The sequence below is a fragment of the Spirosoma migulaei genome, assembly GCF_054776855.1.
Genome location: NZ_BAAHBG010000018.1, coordinates 65,263 through 87,596, shown reverse-complemented (window position 1 = coordinate 87,596; position 22,334 = coordinate 65,263). Strand labels below are relative to the sequence as shown.

At 49.0% G+C, this 22,334-nt stretch carries 10 protein-coding genes; all 10 read right to left on the bottom strand.

Translation table 11 applies throughout. The features are described 5' to 3' along the window. Window positions 1–142 precede the first annotated feature (142 nt). Window positions 143–526 (bottom strand): response regulator, encoded by a 384-nt coding sequence (locus ACYVGO_RS20215; protein WP_460970799.1) that lies wholly within the window; start codon window positions 524–526, stop codon window positions 143–145. Between the two features lie 15 nt (window positions 527–541). Beyond that, a complete protein-coding gene (locus ACYVGO_RS20210) occupies window positions 542–2,692 on the bottom strand; it encodes a sensor histidine kinase (RefSeq protein ID WP_460970798.1) in 2,151 nt (716 codons plus the stop codon). Window positions 2,693–2,703: 11 nt separating this feature from the next. Next, complete coding sequence (locus ACYVGO_RS20205; protein ID WP_460970797.1) at window positions 2,704–4,779, bottom strand: sensor histidine kinase; 2,076 nt, start codon at window positions 4,777–4,779, stop codon at window positions 2,704–2,706. 9 nt (window positions 4,780–4,788) lie between these two features. Next, window positions 4,789–6,948 carry an ATP-binding protein gene (locus ACYVGO_RS20200; RefSeq protein ID WP_460970796.1) on the bottom strand — a complete coding sequence of 720 codons (2,160 nt, stop codon included), beginning with the start codon at window positions 6,946–6,948 and terminating at the stop codon, window positions 4,789–4,791. 9 nt (window positions 6,949–6,957) lie between these two features. Beyond that, window positions 6,958–9,672 (bottom strand): ATP-binding protein, encoded by a 2,715-nt coding sequence (locus tag ACYVGO_RS20195; RefSeq protein ID WP_460970795.1) that lies wholly within the window; start codon window positions 9,670–9,672, stop codon window positions 6,958–6,960. A gap of 10 nt (window positions 9,673–9,682) precedes the next feature. Next, window positions 9,683–13,765, bottom strand: coding sequence for a two-component regulator propeller domain-containing protein (locus tag ACYVGO_RS20190; protein WP_460970794.1), 4,083 nt, complete (start codon window positions 13,763–13,765; stop codon window positions 9,683–9,685). A gap of 238 nt (window positions 13,766–14,003) precedes the next feature. Then, window positions 14,004–15,833 (bottom strand): CocE/NonD family hydrolase, encoded by a 1,830-nt coding sequence (locus ACYVGO_RS20185; RefSeq protein ID WP_460970793.1) that lies wholly within the window; start codon window positions 15,831–15,833, stop codon window positions 14,004–14,006. Window positions 15,834–15,881: 48 nt separating this feature from the next. Continuing rightward, complete coding sequence (locus ACYVGO_RS20180; RefSeq protein WP_460970792.1) at window positions 15,882–17,357, bottom strand: serine hydrolase domain-containing protein; 1,476 nt, start codon at window positions 17,355–17,357, stop codon at window positions 15,882–15,884. Between the two features lie 30 nt (window positions 17,358–17,387). Then, window positions 17,388–20,654: a S41 family peptidase gene (locus ACYVGO_RS20175; protein WP_460970791.1), complete on the bottom strand. Its 3,267-nt coding sequence runs from the start codon at window positions 20,652–20,654 to the stop codon at window positions 17,388–17,390. Between the two features lie 258 nt (window positions 20,655–20,912). Then, entirely contained in the window at window positions 20,913–22,331 is a 1,419-nt protein-coding gene (locus ACYVGO_RS20170) for a DUF418 domain-containing protein (protein ID WP_460970790.1), read from the bottom strand. Window positions 22,332–22,334 lie beyond the last annotated feature (3 nt).

Here is a 22,334-nt window from a genome sequence, read left to right as displayed (position 1 = left end):
GAAATTACCTACTAATTAGTCAGTAATCTCAGTACAGCCAGTCAAAAAGGTTTGACTGCCTCGAACGTTAATTGATCGTGCGTTGGGGACGAGGCTGTGGATCGCTGGCAACTGAATCGATCAGCTTGATTGACGGGTTGATTTATTGACCCACAAACGGTTGGAGTTTAGCTCTCAGCTGCTCAAAATCGATGGGTTTGCTCAGAAAATCATTGGCTCCTTCGGTCATCGCCTGCTGGTAGCTGGGTGCATCGCCATAGGCCGTGATCATCATAATTACGGGTGGAGGAGGCAGGGGATAGTCAGACCGCACCCGACGCAGCAGGTCGAGTCCACTCATACCGGGCATGTTGATGTCGGATAGAATCAACACATCTTTCCCACCATGCTGGTTCAGATAATCCAGCGCCTGCTGTGCTGAGTGAGCAAAGGCAAAGTGCAGCGTCTGGGAGCGGATTTCCCGGCGAAACCGTTGTTGAAACAGGTCTTTTATATCAAGCTCATCATCAACGACAAGAATGGTCATGGTGTATGGAGTTAGTTAAATTAGTGGTAAGGAAATGGTAAAAACGGTTCCCTGATTGGGTTCACTTTCGGCGGTCAGGGTGCCCCCATGTCCTTTGGTGATAATGTCATAACTTAAACTCAGCCCGAGCCCTGTGCCTTCGCCGGTGGGTTTAGTGGTGAAAAAGGGCTGAAAGATCTTGGCTTTCACCGACTCCGGCATGCCCATACCGTTGTCGCTAACCCGGATCTGTAGTTGCCCATTAATCTGATGGGTGCTGACCGTGACGGTTGGTTGATAGGCTGACGGGGCTAGTTTCTGTTTCTTGATTACGGCATAGAAGGCGTTGTTGAACAGGTTTAACAGCACCCGCCCAATTTCCTGGGGAACCACCTCGATGCGCCCCAAATCAGTCATGAAGTTCGTTTTCAGGTCAGCGTTAAAGTCCTTGTCTTTGGCTCTCAAACCGTGATAAGCGATCTTAAGGTACTCATCAGACAGGGCGTTAAGATCCGTAGGACGTCGCTCGCCGGATTCAGTGCGGCTATGTTCGAGCATGCCCTTGACGATACTGCTGGCTCGTTCGCCGTGGTGATTAATTTTTTTGAGATTGCTGCTGAGATCGCCCAGGATCTCCTCCGCATAGCCTTTTTCAGAGTCAGGCAGTTTCTGGAATGGTCCTTCCTTAAGCTCATCAATCAGTTCGGTACTGACTTCGGCGAAGTTATTGACGAAATTCAAGGGGTTCTGAATCTCGTGAGCTACACCTGCTGTTAGTTCGCCCAGGCTGGCCAGTTTCTCTTTTTGAATAAGTTGGGCTTGGGTGGCGCGAAGGTCGATGAGGGATTGGTTCAGTTGGGCCGTGCGCGTTTCAACCTGCTGCTCCAAACGCTGATTCTGGGTAGCTAAGAGTTGGCGTTTCTCTTCGGTTATCTGTACAACGGCGACTGCTTTCGCGCGATCTTCAGCTACAATTTCTTTGAAACGTAGTGCGATATAAACCAAAAAGGAAAGGGGAAGGGATAGAAAGAAACCCGTTGCTGCATAGCCAAGGTGAGGATTAAAGAAACTGGATAGTTGTAATATGGCATATCCCAGCGCAAAGGCAATCGTCAGAAAAGCGCCTGTTACAATAGCCCACAATGCCCCTTTTAATTTTTTTCTGGCCCATATTAACAGTGCAAAGAAAAAAAGGAACTGCAAAACAGTAGCCAAGGAACTAGGTAAACCAGTATTGGTATACGCTGTCAAGCTGCTTCCAAGCACTGAAATTCCAATGATAAAGCTATCGATTCGCCGGGATGAGGGATAGTTTAAGACACGTAGTAAGGTGATGGGTAGAAAAGCAATGGCGACGTCCAATAATACACTTGATATACGGTAAACGATTACTTCATAGATAAACGCAGGTTCCAATACCTCCATCATTAACCCTATACTAGCAAATACAAGGAGAGTTTCGCCGATAGCCAGTAATCGGATTAAAGACCTTTCATACAAATTCTGAAAAACCAGTAGCCAGAACAGGGTGGCCAACAGAAACGATACGGTCAACCATATGGCAGAGTAAACAGGAGAAAGTCGGGCATTAACGTGTAGCCAATTAAATGTCTTAGGGCCAACGATTCGGATGATTTTACTGGTTCCACCCTCCAATTGAGCTTTCAATTGGTTTTTCGAGAAGGGGGAGACATAATCGACAACATGCAGCGCAATTAGGTGATCATGTCCAGTGGTTAAGTCAAATGGAGCCGCTTTTTGATAATAGGGGTAGTGCTCGGCATAGGGTCTGCCGTTGGCGCCTGTGTTACCAAACGAGGTGATCAGCCGGCCATCTACATACAGGTCAACAGCCGCCCAGCAATAGCTAAACACGCCTAACTGCATGCCCTCAAAGGTGGAATCCAGCCGAATGCGGCATCGAAACCAACCTTCAGCCCGTCCGGTCTTATCGGCATCTTTGATCGATAAATCACTCGGTCTGCGTTTGGTCCAACTTGTGGTGTTCAGTGCCGGACTGGCCCAGCCTGGATTCTGCCCCGCTTTAAATACCCAGTCCCGCATTGTTGATAGATTGATGAGTTGATCCGACGAAAACATCCGATTAGTCAGGGTAAGGGTTGTATCCTGAGCCAGGCAGGGAGTCAGGCAGAGACTAACGAGTAAAAAAGCTACCAGAGTTTTCATAAAAGAAGGAGCTATCGGATGGGTAATTGAATGGTAAAAAGAGTTCCTTGTCCTGGCTGACTCTCGACAGCCATGCTTCCGCCATGCCCTTTAGTGATAATGTCGTAACTCAACGAGAGACCCAATCCTGTGCCTTCACCTGTGGGTTTGGTGGTAAAAAAAGGCTGAAAAATCTTGGATTTAAGGGATTCTGGAATGCCTGTGCCATTGTCGCGCACACGGATTTCAATCCGCTCTTCGACCGATCCCATCCCGGTCGTTCCCAACCCGGAAGACTGGGTTAGCGATGACGCCCCTTCAGGGCTGCTATGGGACAGCAGTCGCGTACTGACCGTGACTGTGGGTTTGAACTCGGCTGGAGCCGTTTTCTGCTTTTCCGAAACAGCGTAAAACGCATTGTTGTACAAATTCAACAGCACCCGCCCAATCTCCTGAGGGACTACGTTCACCAGACCCAGGCTTGGGTCAAAATTGTTCACTAACTCGCAGTTGAAATTGGTTTTGTCTTTAGCCCTTAGGCCGTGGTAGGCAATCTTGAGGTATTCATCGGCCAGGGCGTTGAGATCCGTAGGTCGTCGCTCGCCGGATTCAGTGCGGCTATGTTCCAGCATGCCCTTGACAATGCTGCTCGCACGACCGCCGTGGTGGTTAATTTTGTGTAGGTTGCTGGTCAGGTCATCGGCTATAGCCATAACTTCATCTATATTACCCGCTTGAACCTCTTCCTTTAATTCTTCAATGAGTTCGGTGGAAACTTCTGAGAAGTTGTTGACGAAGTTCAAGGGATTTTGAATCTCATGAGCAATACCCGCTGTCAGTTCGCCCAGGCTGGCCAGTTTCTCTTTCTGGATGAGTTGATCCTGGGTGCTTTTGAGTTCTGTGAGGGTTTCTTCCAGATAGTCCCGCTGGGATTCAATCTCTTCTTTCTGCTGCTGCACCTCCTGATTGAGCGTCTTCAACTCTTCATTCGCCTTTTGCTTCTGTCGGTTATTCCGGTAAAACACCCCAGCCAATAACAACAAGACGGCGACCATACCTAGCAATCCATAGATTTTAACCCGGCTTTCAAACAGACTTTTTTCGTCCTGCAATTGCTGCACTCGCTGCTGTTCCTCTATCAGCGTGGTCTGGATCTGATTAAATTTTTGCTGACTGAACAAACTATCGCGGGCGATGATCATAATACTTTGGTACTTATAAGCACTGTCGGGTCGATTCAAGCCCCGATATAGGTTAGTCAGCAGTTGGCTGCTGGTAAGCATAGCCCTGTAGTTGACTAATTTTAGGCTGATTTGCAGGCTGGCTTTCGCCAGTAAAAGGCTGGAATCAGGTTGATTATGCTGCTGCAAAAACTCCCCGTAGGCGCCGTATGCATAGCCTAAACCGCGTAGTTCGTGTTGTGCTTTGAAAACCTGAATACTACGACGATACAATTGAGCGGCCCGGGTGGGGTTAGTACTCTTTTCCACTCGCGCCCAATAAAGTACTTGAAAAGGATAAAGCCGTATGGGTGGGTATTCCTGTTCACTCAGCTTCAGATAGTAGCGAGCCGAGTCGACTTTATGCATCCTCCCGTAAGCTCCTCCCACTTCCGCACTTGCAAAGGATGCCAACTCCTGGTCATGTACCTTAAGCCCAATGGTATGAGCCTGTTTAAAGTTGTTAATTGCCAGCGGGGAATTTTCCAGAAAGCCATATAAGATTCCGATACCGTAGTAACACTGACCTTGATCATCAATCTGATTTGTTTGCTGAGCCAATTGCAAGGCTTGCAGCAAGATTCGGATACTTTGCGGAATGTCGCGTGTGGAATAACTTTGGCCCAATAGAACCCGGCTTTTCAATTCGCCCCGTAAGTGACCAAGCGTATTCGCCAGTTGAATTCCCTGCTCCGCATAGTATCTGGCCGAGTCGAAATTTCGCTCAAAATACTTAATGCTCAAATCGGTCATGAGCCACATGCGGGCGGTATCCGTTTTAGCTTCTGAGAGTTCTCTCCGCAGACTGTCAATGGCCCGACTAGTCGATTGGGCTATCGTCTGTATTGAGCTAAGAATCAACAGTAAAAGCAGATAATGACTTTTCATACTAAATGATTAGTTCGTAGAGAATCGAATGATAAACTCCGCTCCTTCACCCACTGTACTTTCCATAGTGAGTGTTCCGCCATGCCCTTTGGTAATAATGTCATAGCTCAGCGAAAGCCCTAAGCCTGTGCCTTCACCGGTTGGTTTAGTGGTGAAAAAGGGCTGAAAAATCTTGACTTTCACCGACTCAGGGATGCCGGTGCCGTTGTCCGAGATGCGGATTATCACGTCCGATTCACTACGTTGTGTACTGACTTCAATCCTGGGCTGATAGTTGGCGTTGGCATCAGTACGTTGTTTAACCCGCTCATTCACCGCATAAAAGGCATTGTTGTAGAGGTTCAATAACACCCGACCTATGTCCTGAGGGACTACATCCACCAGACCCAGACTTGGATAAAAATTGCTCACTAACTCGCAGTTGAAGCGTTGATTTTTGGCTCTCATACCGTGATAAGCAATCTTGAGATATTCATCAGCCAGCGCATTAAGGTCAGTCGACCGTCGTTCACCCGACTCAGTACGACTATGTTCGAGCATACCTTTGACGATACTGCTGGCTCTGCCGCCGTGGTGGTTGATCTTTTGGAGGTTACTGATTAGATCCTTAAAAAGATCAGCAATCAACTCGTCGTCGCGGTCGGGTTTGGCTTCTTCCTCGCGCAACTCGCTGACCAATTCGTTACTTACTTCGGCGAAGTTATTGACGAAGTTCAGGGGGTTCTGAATCTCGTGGGCGATACCAGCTGTTAGTTCACCCAAACTAGCGAGTTTCTCTTTCTGGATGAGTTGGGTTTGAGAGGCTTTTAGTTCAGCGGTGCGGGCTTCAACCTGGTGCTCTAAAAGCTGGTTTTGATTGGCTAAAAGTTGCTGCTTCTCCTGCTCCTGAGCGATATTTTTTTGAGAAAGTATTTCTAAATCAATCAGCTGTTTTTGGAGTAAGCGATTCGTATTGGCACGCTCCTGCGTGAGCAGGAGTGTGATGGTGAGGGCCAGAACCAGAAAACTAATCGTAAACAGATCGTCTCCTAAATCGCCTAGAATGCTGCGCGCCATGGGCACAAAGGCAACTAACGTGTATAGAATAAAGGCCGTCAATAGAATAGAGTGGGAGAAGCTAAACAGCTTTGCCCCTGCTTTTTGCTGTATGGCAGCAACCACACCCACCCGCAGGATATCAGTCCAGGGGACAATAAAGCCCAGCACCCACATAAATGGCCCCGGAGCGTCAAGAAACGAAAACAAATAAGTGGGTATGGTCGCTAAGGTGAGTGTAGCGGTAATGAAAAATAAGGCTCGTTTAGGTTGGTTAAAATACGCGTAAACGCCCAGCAGGTAGAAGATGGCTGAGAACGTAACCGCTAGACAAAAGACAATGTTAAAATAGTTGTTGAAAAGAATGATTCGTGTGACGGCTAAAAACGCAGGAGGACCGTCTTTGGTGAAGGCATCAAGGAAGTGAGTAGCTCCCTGAGCGATGAGGAATAAGCCAAAATATAAATGGGCGAACAGGGTAGGTGAAGAGACAAAGAAAATGAATTGTAAAACGCCTAACACCAGAAAAATACCGAACAGGGTGTATTCCAATACATAGACACTTTTTAACATTTCTCTACGATTCGTTGCGTAGTCAACTGGACAAAGTCTCACGCCAAAGAACGGCATTGAATTAAGCCTATCCATGCTAAAAAGTCTGTCTGTTGCAAACGCATAACGAACGGCAATAACCTGCACACTATCTGGCCCTAATACAATGGAGGAAACGGGGGTAAATGTGGCTTCTTGAATTTGTTTGCTGGCCCCTATTTTTCCCTCTTCCGCTACTTGTGTTCCATTCAGAAACAGTTCAGTAGCCCCAGCCTGAATAGTACTCAGACATACTATCTTCCCCCGAAGCAGCGGAGTCACATGCAGGCAGATGCGAAGCCAACCAATTCCCTGCTGAGGCAGTTGGTGCAGCAGGGCCACTTCCCGAGTCGGGTTGAGTGTATCCCATCGGGAGTCATCAAAATCGGGTTTGGCCCAATCAGGATTATCGCCTAAATGCCATTTCCAGCCTTTATCCAGCAGAATACCATCTTGTGGTAAGCTATCGATACGAAAAGCAGACTGCGCACATGCAGTCATTATGATCAGAGAAAGGCAACCAATGAGTAGAATTGATTTCATCACGAACGGTTAAGCTTTAGTAGGTAAGCTAATGGTGAACTCGGTGCCTTGATTCTGTTGACTGTCCATTATCAGCATTCCCCCATGCCCTTTAGTAATAATATCGTAGCTCAGCGAAAGACCCAATCCAGTGCCTTCACCCGTGGGTTTAGTGGTAAAAAAAGGCTGAAAGATCTTGGCTTTCACCGAATCTGGAATGCCGATGCCATTGTCTGAAACCCGAATCTCGACCTGATCCGACCCCCACTTTGTCTGAACCTTAACGGTTGGTTTATAGTCAGGATCAAACTGCTTTTTTCGTTCGGCAACAGCGTAGAATGCGTTGTTGTAGAGGTTTAACAATACCCGACCAATATCCTGAGGAGTTAGTTTGACTAGCCCCAAGGCCGGATCAAACTCGGTCACTAACTCACAAGTAAAGCTTTTTTCCTTTGCCTTTAGGCCATGATAAGCCAGCTTAAGATATTCATCGGCCAGCGCGTTAAGATCAGTGGGTCGTTTCTCACCCGATTCAGTACGGCTGTGTTCGAGCATGCCTTTGACAATGCTGCTGGCCCGACCACCGTGATGATTGATCTTCTGGAGGTTGCTGGTCAGGTCGTCGGCGATGGCCATAACTTCATCGGTGTTACCTGCCTGCACTTCTTCCTTTAATTCTTCAATGAGTTCGGTAGACACCTCGGAGAAGTTGTTGACAAAATTCAAGGGGTTTTGAATCTCGTGGGCGATGCCCGCCGTTAACTCGCCTAAGCTAGCGAGTTTCTCTTTCTGGATGAGCTGGGTTTGTGTGGAGCGCAGATCGGCTAGGGTTTGATTTAATTGATCGCGTTGACGTTCTATCTCTCCTTTTTGCTTCGACAGGGTTTGATTGAAGCGTTGCTTTACCCGGTTTTGCCGAACCAACCCGACCATAAACAGAGCGAAGAGGGCCAGCCCAACCAGAAGGCCGGATCTGACTTTGCGTTGCGTATCGATGTCCAGATTCAATAACGAGATCTGATAGTCTTGCTGGCGTTTGTTTTGAAGTGCCTTAGCTTCGAGTCTCTCTTTTTCGAGCTTTTGATCCAGTTCAGCCTGTTCGGCTTTCGACTGGAGTAACTGCCTCTCCGACTGCGCTTTTAATCCATCAATTTCCCGCTGTTTTTCGATGGCCAGAATATGTTGACTTTGCAGCAGTTTGTCCTGTTTCAATCGATTTTTCTCCTGCTCCTCTCTTTCAATAGTCGATCGAATTTCCACGTCTAAGAGGTAACTGGCCTCGTCTTTCTGGTCGGATTCTTTTCGGTTTTTTTGATATTCTTTCAGGTACTTGTACGCTTCCAGCGGCTGGCCCACTTCCTCATAGACCTCCGACAGTAACAGCGATGACTTTTGGGTTAGGAATCGGTATTGACTGGAAACCTTGTAGCCTGGCGAGGCTTTGTCATAGCTCATCTTGCCATACTTGATGCTTTCCTGGAGTTGGCCCAGCTTCTGATAGCATTGCGCCATGTAGAAGGTCATATAGGAAGCCAGCCGTGTAGAATCAGTTGTCTGGTTCGCATAGGCGATGGCCTGGGCGAAGGTTTTTAAGGCTTCCTGATAGGCACCCTGCCCCATCAACAGCTGCCCTTCCGCATCGTAGTGCCGGGTTGCCGTAATTTTTTTGAAGTTTTCATTGTACCGATCGATTGGTGCTTTTCGAGATTTTTCGATAAAGTATTTAGCTTCCACAAATTCTTTCAGATTGATGTAGCAGAAGGCTATTTGCAGATAAAGATCGGATAGGCTGGCTCCATTCCTCTTCATGTCTTCCGCAGCCAGGGCAGCTGATTTTTTTAAATACTCGGCCGCCTTCTTATTCAAGTTCAAATCGTAACTGATTATTCCCAGACGATAAAGAGCGTTAATTCGGAGCTCTTTCTCACCCTGTTGTTCCAGTATACGAACGGCTTGGGAAGCAAATTCAAAACTTAAATCCCTTCGAGCCTGAGACCCATATATCTGGCTGAGGAAGTGATACATTAAGGCTTTCTCCCGACTATCTTTCAGGTTTGCCAGAATGGTTCGGGCCTCAATCTCGGCTTCTTTAGCTTGCTTTGCTTTGCCTTCTTTTTCAAAAAGCGTCATTTCATATCGGTAGATAAAAAAGGGAAGTGCGGCCTGGTTATTTTCCCCGAATAGACGAATGGCTTTCTCTACATAGGGAGCCTGTTCCTCTCGTGGAATGTAGCCCACATAGGTCAGTAGCAGATTGGCCAGGATCTCCCGATCCAGATGCTTTTCAAAGTAGTTGATAGCCGCCAGCATTTCGGCTTTTGCTTTTGGGTTCTTCCTATGATCAGGCGCTCTTTCGCTGGATGGAAAGGCCTCGTCTGATTGCTTGCGGTCATTATATGACCACCTGCCCAAATAATAATAATATATATAAGTATGGGGTGTAAATATGTTGAAATAGTCCAGCGTGATCCAGTACAATCCATCTCCTTTTGCATATGCCAGTTTGTTGGCCAACTGATGTGCCTGAACGGTTGCCAACAAGCCCCGTTGATATTGCATATCGAAAAAGCAAAAGCGGGCTAGATAATTAAGTCGTTTAACCGTTGTGGTATCGACTTTGGGCTGCTGCTTGATCAGGGTTTGCAGGCTATCAATTTGTACCCGGTAAGACGTAACGGCTTGCTGAGCCTGCGAGCGATCCAGGAAGAAAAGCATGAGCAACAAGACAATCGTGTACTTTCGCATCTTTGATAGCTTAAAGAGGTAGTGTGATAGTAAATAAAGTACCCTTGTTCTCGGTACTGTCTACGGAGAGTGTTCCTCCATGCCCTTTGGTGATGATGTCATAGCTCAATGAGAGTCCCAGTCCGGTACCTTCGCCCGTAGGTTTGGTGGTGAAAAAGGGCTGGAAGATCTTGACTTTCACTGAATCAGGAAAGCCTGTTCCGTTGTCCGAGATGCGGATTATCACGTCCGATTCACTACGTTGTGTACTGACTTCAATCCTGGGCTGATAGTTGACGTTGGCATCAGTACGTTGTTTAACCCGCTCATTCACCGCATAAAAGGCATTGTTGTAGAGGTTGAGTAACACCCGACCCATGTCTTGGGGAATTAGGTTCACCTTGCCTACTGTATTATCAAAGTCGGTTACTAGCTCACAGTTGAATAGCATATCTTTTGCCTTCAAACCGTGATAGGCAATCTTGAGATATTCATCGGCCAAGGCGTTGAGATTGGTGGGCTGTTTATCGCCCGATTCGGTACGGGAGTGTTCGAGCATGCCCTTGACGATGCTGCTGGCCCGACCGCCGTGGTGGTTGATCTTTTGAAGGTTGCTGGTGAGGTCATCGGCAATGGCCATCACCTCATCGGTGTTACCCGCCTGCGCTTCCTGCTTTAATTCTTCAATGAGTTCGGTAGAAACTTCGGAGAAGTTATTGACGAAGTTTAATGGGTTCTGAATTTCGTGGGCGATGCCTGCCGTGAGTTCCCCCAGGCTAGCCAGCTTTTCTTTCTGGATGAGCTGATCCTGGGTGCTTTTGAGTTCGGTGAGTGTATCCTCCAGATGGTCGCGTTGAGATTCAATTTCTTCCTTCTGTTGCTGTACTTCATTGGTGCGCTGAGCTACTTTCTCCTCAAGCAGTTGGTTCTCCCGACGCAAGGCTCGTGAACGATAAGCAATATAGGCGCGCAGTATGCTTGCCAGAACCAGTGCATAGAAACAATACGCCCACCAGGTTTGCCACCAGGGAGGGCGTATCGTTACCTGAATGCTTGTCCCTTTTTCATTCCAGACTCCATCTGCATTGGCCGCTTTGACCCGAAAAATGTAGGTGCCGGGTTTCAAATCACTATAGCGAGCCCGTCTGATGGTGCCATTCTGTACCCAGTCTTTATCAATGGGAGTTAACTGGTAGGCATAGCGCGATTCGCTACCCCGACTATAGCTAATGGCTGCAAACTGGAAGGTTAAGTCGTTCTGGTCGTGGGGCAAGGAGATCTCCTTCGCAACAGAGATATGGACGGGTACTTGTTGACCTATCCCAACGGTAGCCGGTTTTCCCTGAATCGATAAATCGCTCACTATAACTCGGGGCGGGTAGGGATCATCCTGTATTTGAGTTGGGTAAAAAGCAACGACTCCTTTTGCGCCGGCAAAATAGATTTCGCCGTCGCTTGTTTTAAATGACCCAATGGTGTTGAAAAACCGTAAATCCTGTAAACCATTACTCAGATTGAAACGTCGAAATTGCTCTGTTCTGGGATCAAAACGACACAAACCATTATTATCAGTACTAATCCAAAGATAGCCTTTGGCATCCTCCTGGATTCCAGAAACGGCATTGCTGGGTAGCCCGTCCGCCATCGTATATCGTTTGCGTATGGTGCCATTCCTATCCAGTAATAAAAGGCCGAATCCATAATCTCCCACCCAAACATTGCCTGTTTTGCGATCCTCTAACAGGGTTTGTACAATCCATGGGCCTTTGAGGAAATCAGAATAGATCGTGAATTGCCCAGTTGCCGGATCAAAACGGCTTAAACCACCACCGTCGGACCCAATCCAAATTTGTTTTCGACTATCTTCTCGCAGGAAATAAATAGTTGTATGAGATAAACCCGCCCGCTGGTATTTCTGACGAACCAATCTATTGATGAGTTGCCGTTGGGGATCCGTTATCTGCACGAGTTGAATGCCCCACAGCTCGGGATGATAGGGCGGTGTTGCAGGCCAGGCTCCATACGAAAACTCCTTATCTGACTTAAACCGCAATCGGTAGCTACCGGCTGCCAATCTAAGGGTTTGAGTCTGAACACGCATCGTCTGGTAGCCATCACTTCGGCTCTGCTTGTAGGACATTTCCCACACCACCTTCCCAGTCAAATCCTCTATCCAGCCATAATCGTCTTTAGACGTGGCGGTTAAATTGCCTGCTGCCACTATACATAGGTCTGTTGGTTGGGCGAGCGTAAACGGGGTAGTTTTGTTTACATTATTGCCCGGATGCTCAATAGACGCTATCCGATGCGCGGGTATGGCTATGCGATTTAGTAAGGCGAATAAGTCAGGCGTATACGTGCTATCGGCCGGATAGTAATAGGTAAGTTTGTTTTGATCAATATCAACATGGTCAACTTCTACCAAATTACTTACCCAAAGTGTTCCATCGGAAGCCGGTAATAAATAGTTTATATAGGTAAACGCCGACTGATTGGGGTTCGATCTGTTAGGAGAAAACCGGGTGAACTGTCCCGTTTTTCGGTTCATTAAATACAGTCCACTTTCCCAGGTTCCTACCCAAAATCGACCTTTTTTATCCTCTGTAATAGCGCCCACGGTTCCTTTACCCAGGGAATGCGTATCGAGGCTATCGTACTGGTAATGGGTATAAGTACCCGTTTTTTTGTCGAGCCGGTCAAGACCCGTTGGTGTACCAAACCAAATCACCGAAGGCTCAGAAGGTGCTTCGTAAATAGTAGCAACAAGGCTGTTTTGCAGGCTATTGGAATTCCTGGGATCGCTTGTGAGGGATGGGAACTGGGGCCGACGATTCTGCTTATTTAAGCCACCTAACCACGACCCTACCCAAACAAGTCCTGTCTTATCCATCCAGAAAGACCGAATACCATTAAAATTATTCCCTGCCAGCAGCCCTTCCTCCTGATCAAGTCTATTCTCGTAGCGTAGAAACTGATTAGTTCGTCGGTCATAGAAATTCAACCCGTTTGACGCAACAAACCAAAGATTGCCATCGGGCATCTCGTATAGGAAGTTGAGTAAGCCGGGGCTGGGGCTTGTCGGATCATTGGGTTTTGATAGTATATGCGTAAAAACACCCGTTTTAGGATCAAATCGATCCAGGCCCTGACGGGTCGTGATCCAAATTATCCCATCCCGACTTTGGTGTACGTTTGTCAGGGAATCGCACCGGAGGCTATTATGATTTTTAGGGTCATGTTTAAATTGGGCCACCTGGCCATTTTTCGGATTTACATAAAACAACCCTTTTCCGTCAACAAACGAGGATAGATAGAGGCCTCCTTTGTTGTCGACAGCAATAGTGGTAATTTTCTTAAAGTCAGCCGCAATGGCGGGGGTTGTTATAGGGTTGAAACGAATAAATTGATCAGACGTTTGGTCAAACCAATGCAATGTATTTTCCTTCTCTCCCCTGGTTGTTACCCAGATTATCCCCTTCTTATCCTCTATGAAAGAGAAATCATGCATACCATTTTCATAAGAATGGTAAATATCGTTGCTGGCTAAGCTATGGGTGTTTTTTGGATTCGGGCGCAAGTACGTCCAGGCCCTCGTTTTAGGATTAAGCCGGTCAAGTACATAGCCTTGAAGTGCCTTTCTATAGGTAATTGTCCAGATATTGCCTTGTTTGTCTTCGTGAACTAAGCCTACCAGATCACTTTTTTTAACTGGTTCCGGGCTTTTTTGTGTATAGTTAATAAAGCGCCCGGTAGCTCGCTCAAAGCGAAAAAGGCCTTCCGTGCCGATCCATATATCGCCATTTTTGTCTTCATGCAAGGCTCTAATCCGTTTTCCCTGGAAGCTATACGGATTTTTATTGTCGTATTGAAAAACGACCATATTCGTCCCATCGTAGCGAACAAGGCCGTTTTGAGTGCCCAGCCACATATACCCCAGGTGGTCCTGTAGCATGCTAATAACCGAGTTTTCGGGCAGCCCATCGGCCACCGTCAGGTGTTCGAACCGGATGCGGGTCGGTGGCCCAACGGGTGGGTGACCCGATTGCTGAGCCAACCCGCTGAATTGACTCGTAAGGGTAATGAAAAAGAGGAAGGGTAAATGGAGAAAACGCATGGGTGTATAGCAAGAGAAAAGCCATTCCGTGAACGCGAATAAGCCATGCCAAAATAAGCAGCCTATCCCTGGAGAAGCTATCACATTTGGGGCAAAAGCTGTCAGATTTGGGTCATTAGGCGGTGCTAACAGGAAGGCACATTCCAAGCTACGAAAAAGCGGTAGTTAATCCTTTCGGAGGTTAACTACCGCTTAATTAAACATTCCAACCGTATTGACGCCTACATTTCGCCAGGACTTAAGGTAACATCACACTCAGTTCCAGGTGAGACGGATAGCTGGCCGACCGGAAAATAGAGTGCGTCGCTTTCTGGTAATCAGCCTCCGTTGCTTCGAAAATATTGGGTACGTATCGTTGTGGGTTCCGGTCGATCAGGGGGAACCACGTACTCTGCACCTGCACCATAATCCGGTGACCCTTCTGAAACACATGATCCAGCGAATGCAGATCGACGGTGAATGTTTCTACTTTATTGGGTTGCAGCGCCTGTGGTTTTTCGAAACTCTTGTGGAAACGACCCCGCAGGATGTCGTTGGCCACCATGAACTGGTAACCGCCCATCTTTGGCTCTTTGGGGTAGCTTTCAGGATAGACATCAATCAGTTTCACCACCCAGTCGGCGTCGCTGCCGGTGGTGGCGGCAAACAGCTTAGCCAATAGGGTGCCTGTTACGGTCACGTCTTCGGTCAGCAGTTCGGTTTGCCAGCTGAGTACATCAGGGCGATTCTGCACAAATCGCTGGTCTTCAGTTAGCCACGTGAACCAGCGCGAGCCGGGGCTATAGGTGGCTTCAATAGGCCGGGGTCGGTACGGTACGGGGTGAGCCGGGTCCGAAACATACTTGTCCGTTCCGGCGGCATCGTTGGGTTTCTCAAACGACAATTGGCCATTGGCCCGGAAATACAGATTTCGTTTCACCGATTCGGCGGGCGGCCATTGGTTGTAGGTTTTCCACTGGTTTTTACCCGTCTGAAAAGTGGTCACTTCGGGAAATTTACCGTCGCCCTTCCCTTTCAGGTGATAGGCAAACCAGGGCGCAAACATCGCCTGGCGAAACGTACTGGACGCCGTGGTATCGAAGCTGATGTTGCCCAGTTTACGGCCTTCGCCCCAGGCCCAGCCGCCATGATTCCAGGGGCCAACAATCAGGTGATTCTGCTGGTTGGCGTCCCCTTTTTCCCAGAGTTGATAGGCCTTTATCGGCCCATAAAAGTCTTCCTGATCCCACCAGCCCGCTACATTCTGAATGGCTACCTTAGGCTTCCCAATCCGGGACGACAGCGATTGCTTTTGCCAGAAAGGGTCGTAATTGGGGTGTTTGGCGAAGTCATTCCAGGTTGGCAGTTTACCCATGAAATACTTTTTATTGACGTTGGCCAGCGGCCCTAATTTCAGATACCAGTCGTAGGTATCATAGCTGCTGAAGGCAAACATCGAATCGGTTTTAGTGGCTTCTTCCATAAAGGCATATTCGAATCCGTAGCTCAGCCGGAAGGCTCCCTGATGATGAAAGTCGTCGCCCATCCACATATCGGCCGGCGTGGCGTGTTCCGAAATTGCTCTAAGGGCCGGGTGCGGATCGATGGCCCCCATTACGCTTGTCCAGCCATCGTAAGAGGTGCCATACATCCCTGCTTTCCCGTTGTTGTTGGGTATGTTTTTAAGCAGCCACTCAATGGTGTCGTACGTATCGGTGCTTTCATCGATGGCTTTGGGATCTTTTTTGTCGCGCGAAAATCGCTGCATTTCAAACTTCCCCTCCGATTTGTAGCGCCCACGAATGTCCTGCGCTACAAATATATACCCCTGATCGGCCATGATTTTCGTGTAGGGCGACTGGTCGGGGAAGGGCGCCTGATCTACGCCATAGGGTGTCCGGTTAAACAGAAATGGCAACGACTCATCGGCGGTTTTGGGCGTAAAGATGACCGTGTTTAGCCGAATGCCATCCCGCATGGGAATCAGTACGTTCTGGCGAACGTAGCGGGTTTCGGTCATGGGTTGGGCGACAATGGCGAAACAACTGGCCAGCCAGAAAACGAAGAGGAGCGTAAGGGTTTTGTTCATGGAGGTTAACGGACAATACTTGACAATTGACAGACAACAAATGACAATCTACTTTACCTTCCTGGCTTCGGTTGTCTGCCCGCCAGCGGTCATATTTCGCCCAACAACTTTACCCGACGTGTCGCGGATAAATTCGAGTTGACCATCTGAATCTTTAAAGAAAAACCGGGCTTCAGTTTCGGGGAAAATTTTCGCCGTATTTCCATTTGTCCACCGGTAAAGCAACTGATTACCGGCGCGGGTGACAATATTTTTTCCCAAATCCCCCTGATATTCGCCTACATAAGATTCCAGAACCGTTTCCGGTACAGCCACCGTTTGCTTGAGGATGGGCTTATAGAAACCATTCCAGTTATAGACCGTGGCCACACTATTCGCTATTTCTCCGAGAATGGCCCCGTTTTGCGAGTTGACCATAATCACCACGCCGTTGCCACCGGTCAGGCTTCCATAATACAGGCTCAGAAACCCCATATCGGATCCGCTATGTGAGAAATAGGTGTCTGCCCCTTTTTTAACAATGAATACGCCCAACGCTGCTGAACTATCCACGTAGGGTGTAAGCCTCAAGCGCGTCGTTTGCTGCGAGAGTACCTTACTGGATTTGCCCTGATAGGCCAACTGTGTTTCGATAATATACCGGCCTAAATCGGTTGGGGTTGTCCAGAGTCCGGCGGCTGCCTGTTCGGGGTAGATATGATACTTTCCCGGAACTTCACTTCCGCTTGCCCAGTAGCCCGTTGCCAGCGTGTTCTCATTGACGGGCGGCTGCGTGTACGAACTGTTGACCATGCCCATCGGTTTCAGCACCCGCTCCCACATATACTGGTCATAGGGTTGATGGGTTACGTCCATAACCATAAGCTGGGAAATGGTTGTTCCGCCACCAGAGTACTGATACTTCAGGCCCGGTTCAAAGGCAGAACGAACCGCCTGAGTATTAGCCGGTTTTTGGCCATTAAGCACCTCCGGCAAGGTAGGAATGGCCTTATTGATCCCATAACCGGGGAAGCCGTGAATCGTCAGCCCCGCCGTGTGACTCAATAGGTTGGCCGTGTTGATTTTCCTGCCTTTGGAAACCGAATCATAGGGAAATTTCCAGGTGGTCAGGTAGTTGTTGATGTCGGCATAGAGGTCAATTTTTTTTGCCTGGACTAAGGCCAGTACACCCATGCTATTCAGCGACTTACTGATGGAACCGGCCTGAAAACGGGTCTCGGTCGTGACGGGGTGGGCGGTTCGATGGTCTAATTGGGCCGTATCGGCCCAGCCGTAGGCTTTGGCCCACTCAATTTGATAGTTGTGAACAACGGCTATGCTGAGACCATGAATTTTGTAATAGCTCATGCGCTCTTGCAGTGTCCAGTCTTTGTCGTCGGGTGTACGGTTGACGTAGCTGGCTAAATGCTGCTCAACCTGCTGTATTTTTGACAGCACGTCTTTAGAATACTGAGCTGGTTGGGCGACAACGGCGAAGCTGCCGGTCAGCCAGCAAACGAGCATAATCGATACTAATACCTTCATAATGAATAAGTGATCGTTGTTTGGATATGTTTATGGCTTCCTGGCAGGAGTAGAATAGGGTGGATTGACTACCGGAGGGTGGGGCTCATTCTGCAGTAATTTCAGTGCTTCGTCAACTGCTTTTTCGAGTTGCAGATCATGACCTTTTGATACGGCATCGGCGGAGATTGTTTGCTCGATATCCGGCGAGACACCCGTGTTCTCGGCCACCCATTTGCTGGTCATGGGATCAAAAATGGCGTTATCAGGGGCGGTCATGGCACCACCATCGACAAAGGAATAATGCACCGACGATTTCACCAGGCCACCCCAGGTACGCGTACCGACGAGCGGGCCCACTTTCTGCTGACGGAAGATCCAGGGAAAGAAATCCCCTCCCGACCCTGCCAGTTCATTGATCAGGAGTACTTTGGGACCGAGTATGCCCGCGGGTAATCGCATGGCTTTACCGGCGGGCACTTCATTGGTAATAGACGCTCGTAGCCGACGTACCATCAGATCGACCATGTAATCGTCCAGCAATCCTCCTCCGTTAAAACGCTCATCGATAACGGCCCCTTCCTTATCCTGCTGGGCAAAATAATAGCGATTGAAACTGGTGAACCCTGCTCCTGATGTATTTGGCACCCACACATAGCCTAATTTCCCTTTCGACAATTCAGCTACTTTCCGCCGGTTATCTTCCACCCACGCAAGCTGGCGCAGCGCATTTTCTTTGGTCGTAGGTTGCACCCGGATAGTCCAGGCACCTTCGGGTGTTGGTTTGGTATTCACCGTCAGGATGGTTTGCAACGTAGCAGTACCGTTCAGCGATTCATAGGGGTCTTTGTCGGCCGTCAGCGGTTGTCCGTTGATGGCCAGAATATAGTGGCCTTCTTCTACTTTCAGGTTTGGCTGAGCCAGTGGGGCGACTAGACCAGGGTTCCAGCTTTCGGTAGTATATATACGTTTGATTTTCCACCGTCCATTAACAGCAATCAAATCAGCACCCAATACGCCAACCCGTGAGGTATCCTGCTCCGGGAAATTGCCACCGAAAACGAAACTATGCCCTACCGATGTTTCTCCACCCAACTGGTCGAGCAGGTACGTCAGATCGGCGCGGTGTCTGATGTACGGAATCAATGGCGCATAGTCGTTCCAGACGGCCTGCCAGTCCCGCCCATGCATGTTTCGGTCATAAAAATAGTCGCGCTGGTAGCGCCAGGCCTCCGTAAAGATTTGCTTCCATTCATCGAGCCGGTTCAGTTCCATCCGTAGGTGCATCGGTACCGCTCCCGCCGTTGCACTTGGCGGTTTGGTTGTCGACACAACCTGCCAGTCTGTTCCGGATTTATACAATAGCTTTTCGCCATTGGCCGATACGGCAAACTCGGAACCTGATTTCACCAATTCGTCCAGTTTCTTGTCGGCAATGGTGTATTTGCTCAGTGTTTTACCCGTGGAGATGAGCAGGTGTCCTTTGGGGCCCGCCAGCAACGCTTCATAACTGCCTACCGGAATTGGCATCGCGATGATGCGCCGATCCAGATTCGTCCAGTCGATCCGGACGTTTTTGGCCGCCGTTGTGTCCTTTACGGCTACTTTTTTGCCCGGTTTAGGCTTGGTCGTCTCTTCTGGTTTGCTAAGGAGTGCAGGTTTACTGGTGCTATCAGGTTCTTCATCAGTTTTAAGCGGAAATGGGTTCGGGTCATCCTTACGCAGCAGGGTGATATAAGCCCCAAACGTTGGTTTAGCCTGTTGCGAACTGGTGTTGGCCCAGCCCGAACCCAGCGCGGCATTCGTACTCGCTAAAAAATACAGATAGCGTCCGTTTAGATCCCAGGCTGGCGACAAAGCATCGGCCAGGGGATCGCTCAGCGGTCGCGTTTTTTTACTGTCTGCCGACCAGACCATCACGTTCCTGAAATTATTAGCCGCGGATTTCGTGTAGGCCAGCCATTTGCTATCAGGCGACCAGGTGAGCCCCATATTATCCCGGTCTAAATTCATACCACCGGTATCGATGGTCGTAATAGCGCGGGTCGATAGTTCGAGTATCCTGACTCGTACCGCATTATCAGTGAAGGCAATAAACTTTCCATTAGGCGACCAGTTTGGGTTCCAGCCTAATTTACTCTCACCGATGGGGATTTTCCTTGGCTCTTTGATCCCTTCCTGATCAGCGATGTACAGCGCATAACCCTCCCCATCTTTATCCGAAAACCAGGCAATTTCTTTCCCATCGGGCGACCAGACGGGCCTGCGGTCGGCTGCGCCGGAACTGCGGGTCAGGTTTCTGGGATCGCCGTTTTCAACGGGTACGGTAAATATATCGCCCCTGGCTTCTAATAAAATTCGCTTTCCTGTTGGCGACAGCGACGCATTGGTGGCCGATTTGGTTACCAGTTCTGTATGGGTCTCGCTCCAGGGAAAGTCGCCAATGACCGTTATGGCCAGTTGACTGCTTTTAGCCGTTGTGGGGTCAAGCAGGTGCAAATACCCATTGTGTTCATACACTAACTCGTTGCCATTGCCCTCCAGCCACTTGATGTCGCCATTGGTCAGTTTGGTTACCTGACGAAGAGCCAATGTTGTCGGATTATACGCCCACACGTTCATGATAAAGTCACGGTCTGAGAGAAAATAGATCTCGTCCTTCAACCAGATCGGATGGATATCAATGCTCCCCTGGGTGGGGATGGGTTGTTCAGTTAAGGTCTTTAGATCCAGTACTTGCAGGGGTGTATTTTGTCCACCCCGGTAATGCCGCCATTCGCTATCCCAGCGGCTTACCCGGTCAACGATGAGTTTAGTCCCATCTAGCGCATACCGACCGTCAAATCCCCACGGCGCTGGTAATAAGGCCGATGGCCCGCCTTTGGCCGAAACGGTCCACAGTCGATTGTAAGCCGTAGGCGCCGTTTCCCGGCTGGATGCGTAGAGCACCTGTTTGCCATCTGGTGTCCAACCTCGTGGATACGACGGGGCCGGGTACCAGGTAAGCCGGGTTGGACTTCCTCCCTGCGCTGGCACGATATACACCTGGGCTACACCCGACCGATTGGAGCTAAAGGCAAGCCACTTGCCATCCGGCGAAAAGTGGGGATTTTCTTCTGTGGCATCCGTACTGGTTATCCGTCTGGCTTCTCCCCCATTTTTGGGTGTTACCCAAATATCGCCACCGTATTCAAACGCGATTTGCGTGACACTGATCGTGGGCTGTCTCAACAGGCGTGTCTCCGGCATTTGTGCCCAAGCAGGTGCCCAGACTAAGAGTAAATTCAGGCAAACGAAGACTATTTTTTTGGTTAACATCGTAGGAATGAGATTTTTGAGAGGGATGAACAGGCAAACTACTTTATTTTCCTGGCTTCTGAGAATTACCTATGCTTTTCATGAAAGAAGAAGTCTATAAAAAATGGGTTAGCGGAGTTATTTCAGAAAATTCCACTTCATTTTCACCGTCTCACTAGGGACGCTAGAGAAAGAGGAAAAACGCAACTGAACGTGCAAGCGTGCAGAAAAAGAGGGCTGCTTTCACGGAGATTTTATGGTTAAAAAGAGGAATACTGATTAGGATGCGATGACTTGTCGGCGCATAGGCTGGCGTTCCCAGTAGGTCAGGCTCCGCCACACCCATTCGAGCGGACCAAACTGATAATACCGGAGCCAGATCGGGCTGACAATCAGTTGCAACACCCAGATAGCCCCAACCAGATAATAAAGCTGGTAAAACTGCCACTCAGCATACTGGTTCAGGCCATAGCCGTTGAACACGATTGTGCAGATCAGCGTGTGCATGACGTAGTTGGTAAAGGCCATCTGCCCGACAGCCGACAGTCGATTCAGGAACCCCTGCGCCCGACCCGACCGTCCGACGGCCCGGTGAATCAGCAGGATTAACAGGCTGGCATGGGCCATCACCAGCAGAATCCGCTGGAAGGGATAAATCAGGTCAATCCAGGAAATTGGATGTGTTTCAAAATAGACCATAAAGGCGGCTGTATTCGGGATGTTTGCGTAGCCGTAATAGAAGCTATAAGTTACCAAAGGGAGCCCTAGCCCGTAGCCTATCAGCATCGTTTGCCAATATCGTCGGCGCGACCATTGGCCTGTTACGAAGCCCCATTTATAGAGCGCCATACCCAGTAGCATCAGGGCCAGCGGATCCCAGAGGCCGAAAATCAGGTATACCGTTTGCTGTTCCAAAACCTCTTTACGGTAGCGCTTAGCGACCGTAAAATAATCGTCTGATTTCATCATTCGAGTATGTTCGGCTATTTCCGCTTTATTGGGAAAAAATTGCTTTTGCGCTTCCTTCCAGTCTTTCACGATCTGCTGTTGGGCGACAGTCAGTTTCTGCCCTTGCTTCTGAACCGTTTGAATCGCCAGATAGGCCATGCGCTTGTTGCGTACATTCTGGTAGAAAAGCGTGCTGGCCACGAAGCCAATAATGGCTACCAGCGGTACGCCCATTGCCAGATAAGTTGGCTTCATCCTGCGGAACCAGAACGCTATTATACCAATGATGCCGTAGTAGTACAAAATGTCTCCCATCCATAGCAGCACGTGCGAATCGATCAGGCCAAACAGCACCAGCCAGCCCATTCGCCGGAAAAACAAGGCCTTTCCCGACTGGATATCGTGCCCCGGCCCGTCTTTCTCTTTGCGGGCCATAAACAGAATAATGCCTACGCCAAAAATCATGGAGAACAAAGCGCGCATCTTTCCTTCAAACAGGATGGTGATACCGGCGCTGACCCAGAAGTTAACATTGGTTGGGTCGCTTTGGAAGACTTCGCTGAAGCGCTCTGCCATAGAAAAGTACGGAATATTCATCAGCAGGATGCCCAGCAGGGCTACACCCCGCAGGATGTCGATGGTTTGGATGCGCTCAGCCTGCGAAATGGGCCGGTGGTCTGCGGTTCCCCGCTGGGGCATTCCGGATAGGGAAGCCTCAGCAATGGAGGAAGTTGTGGGTGAGAGATTCATAAA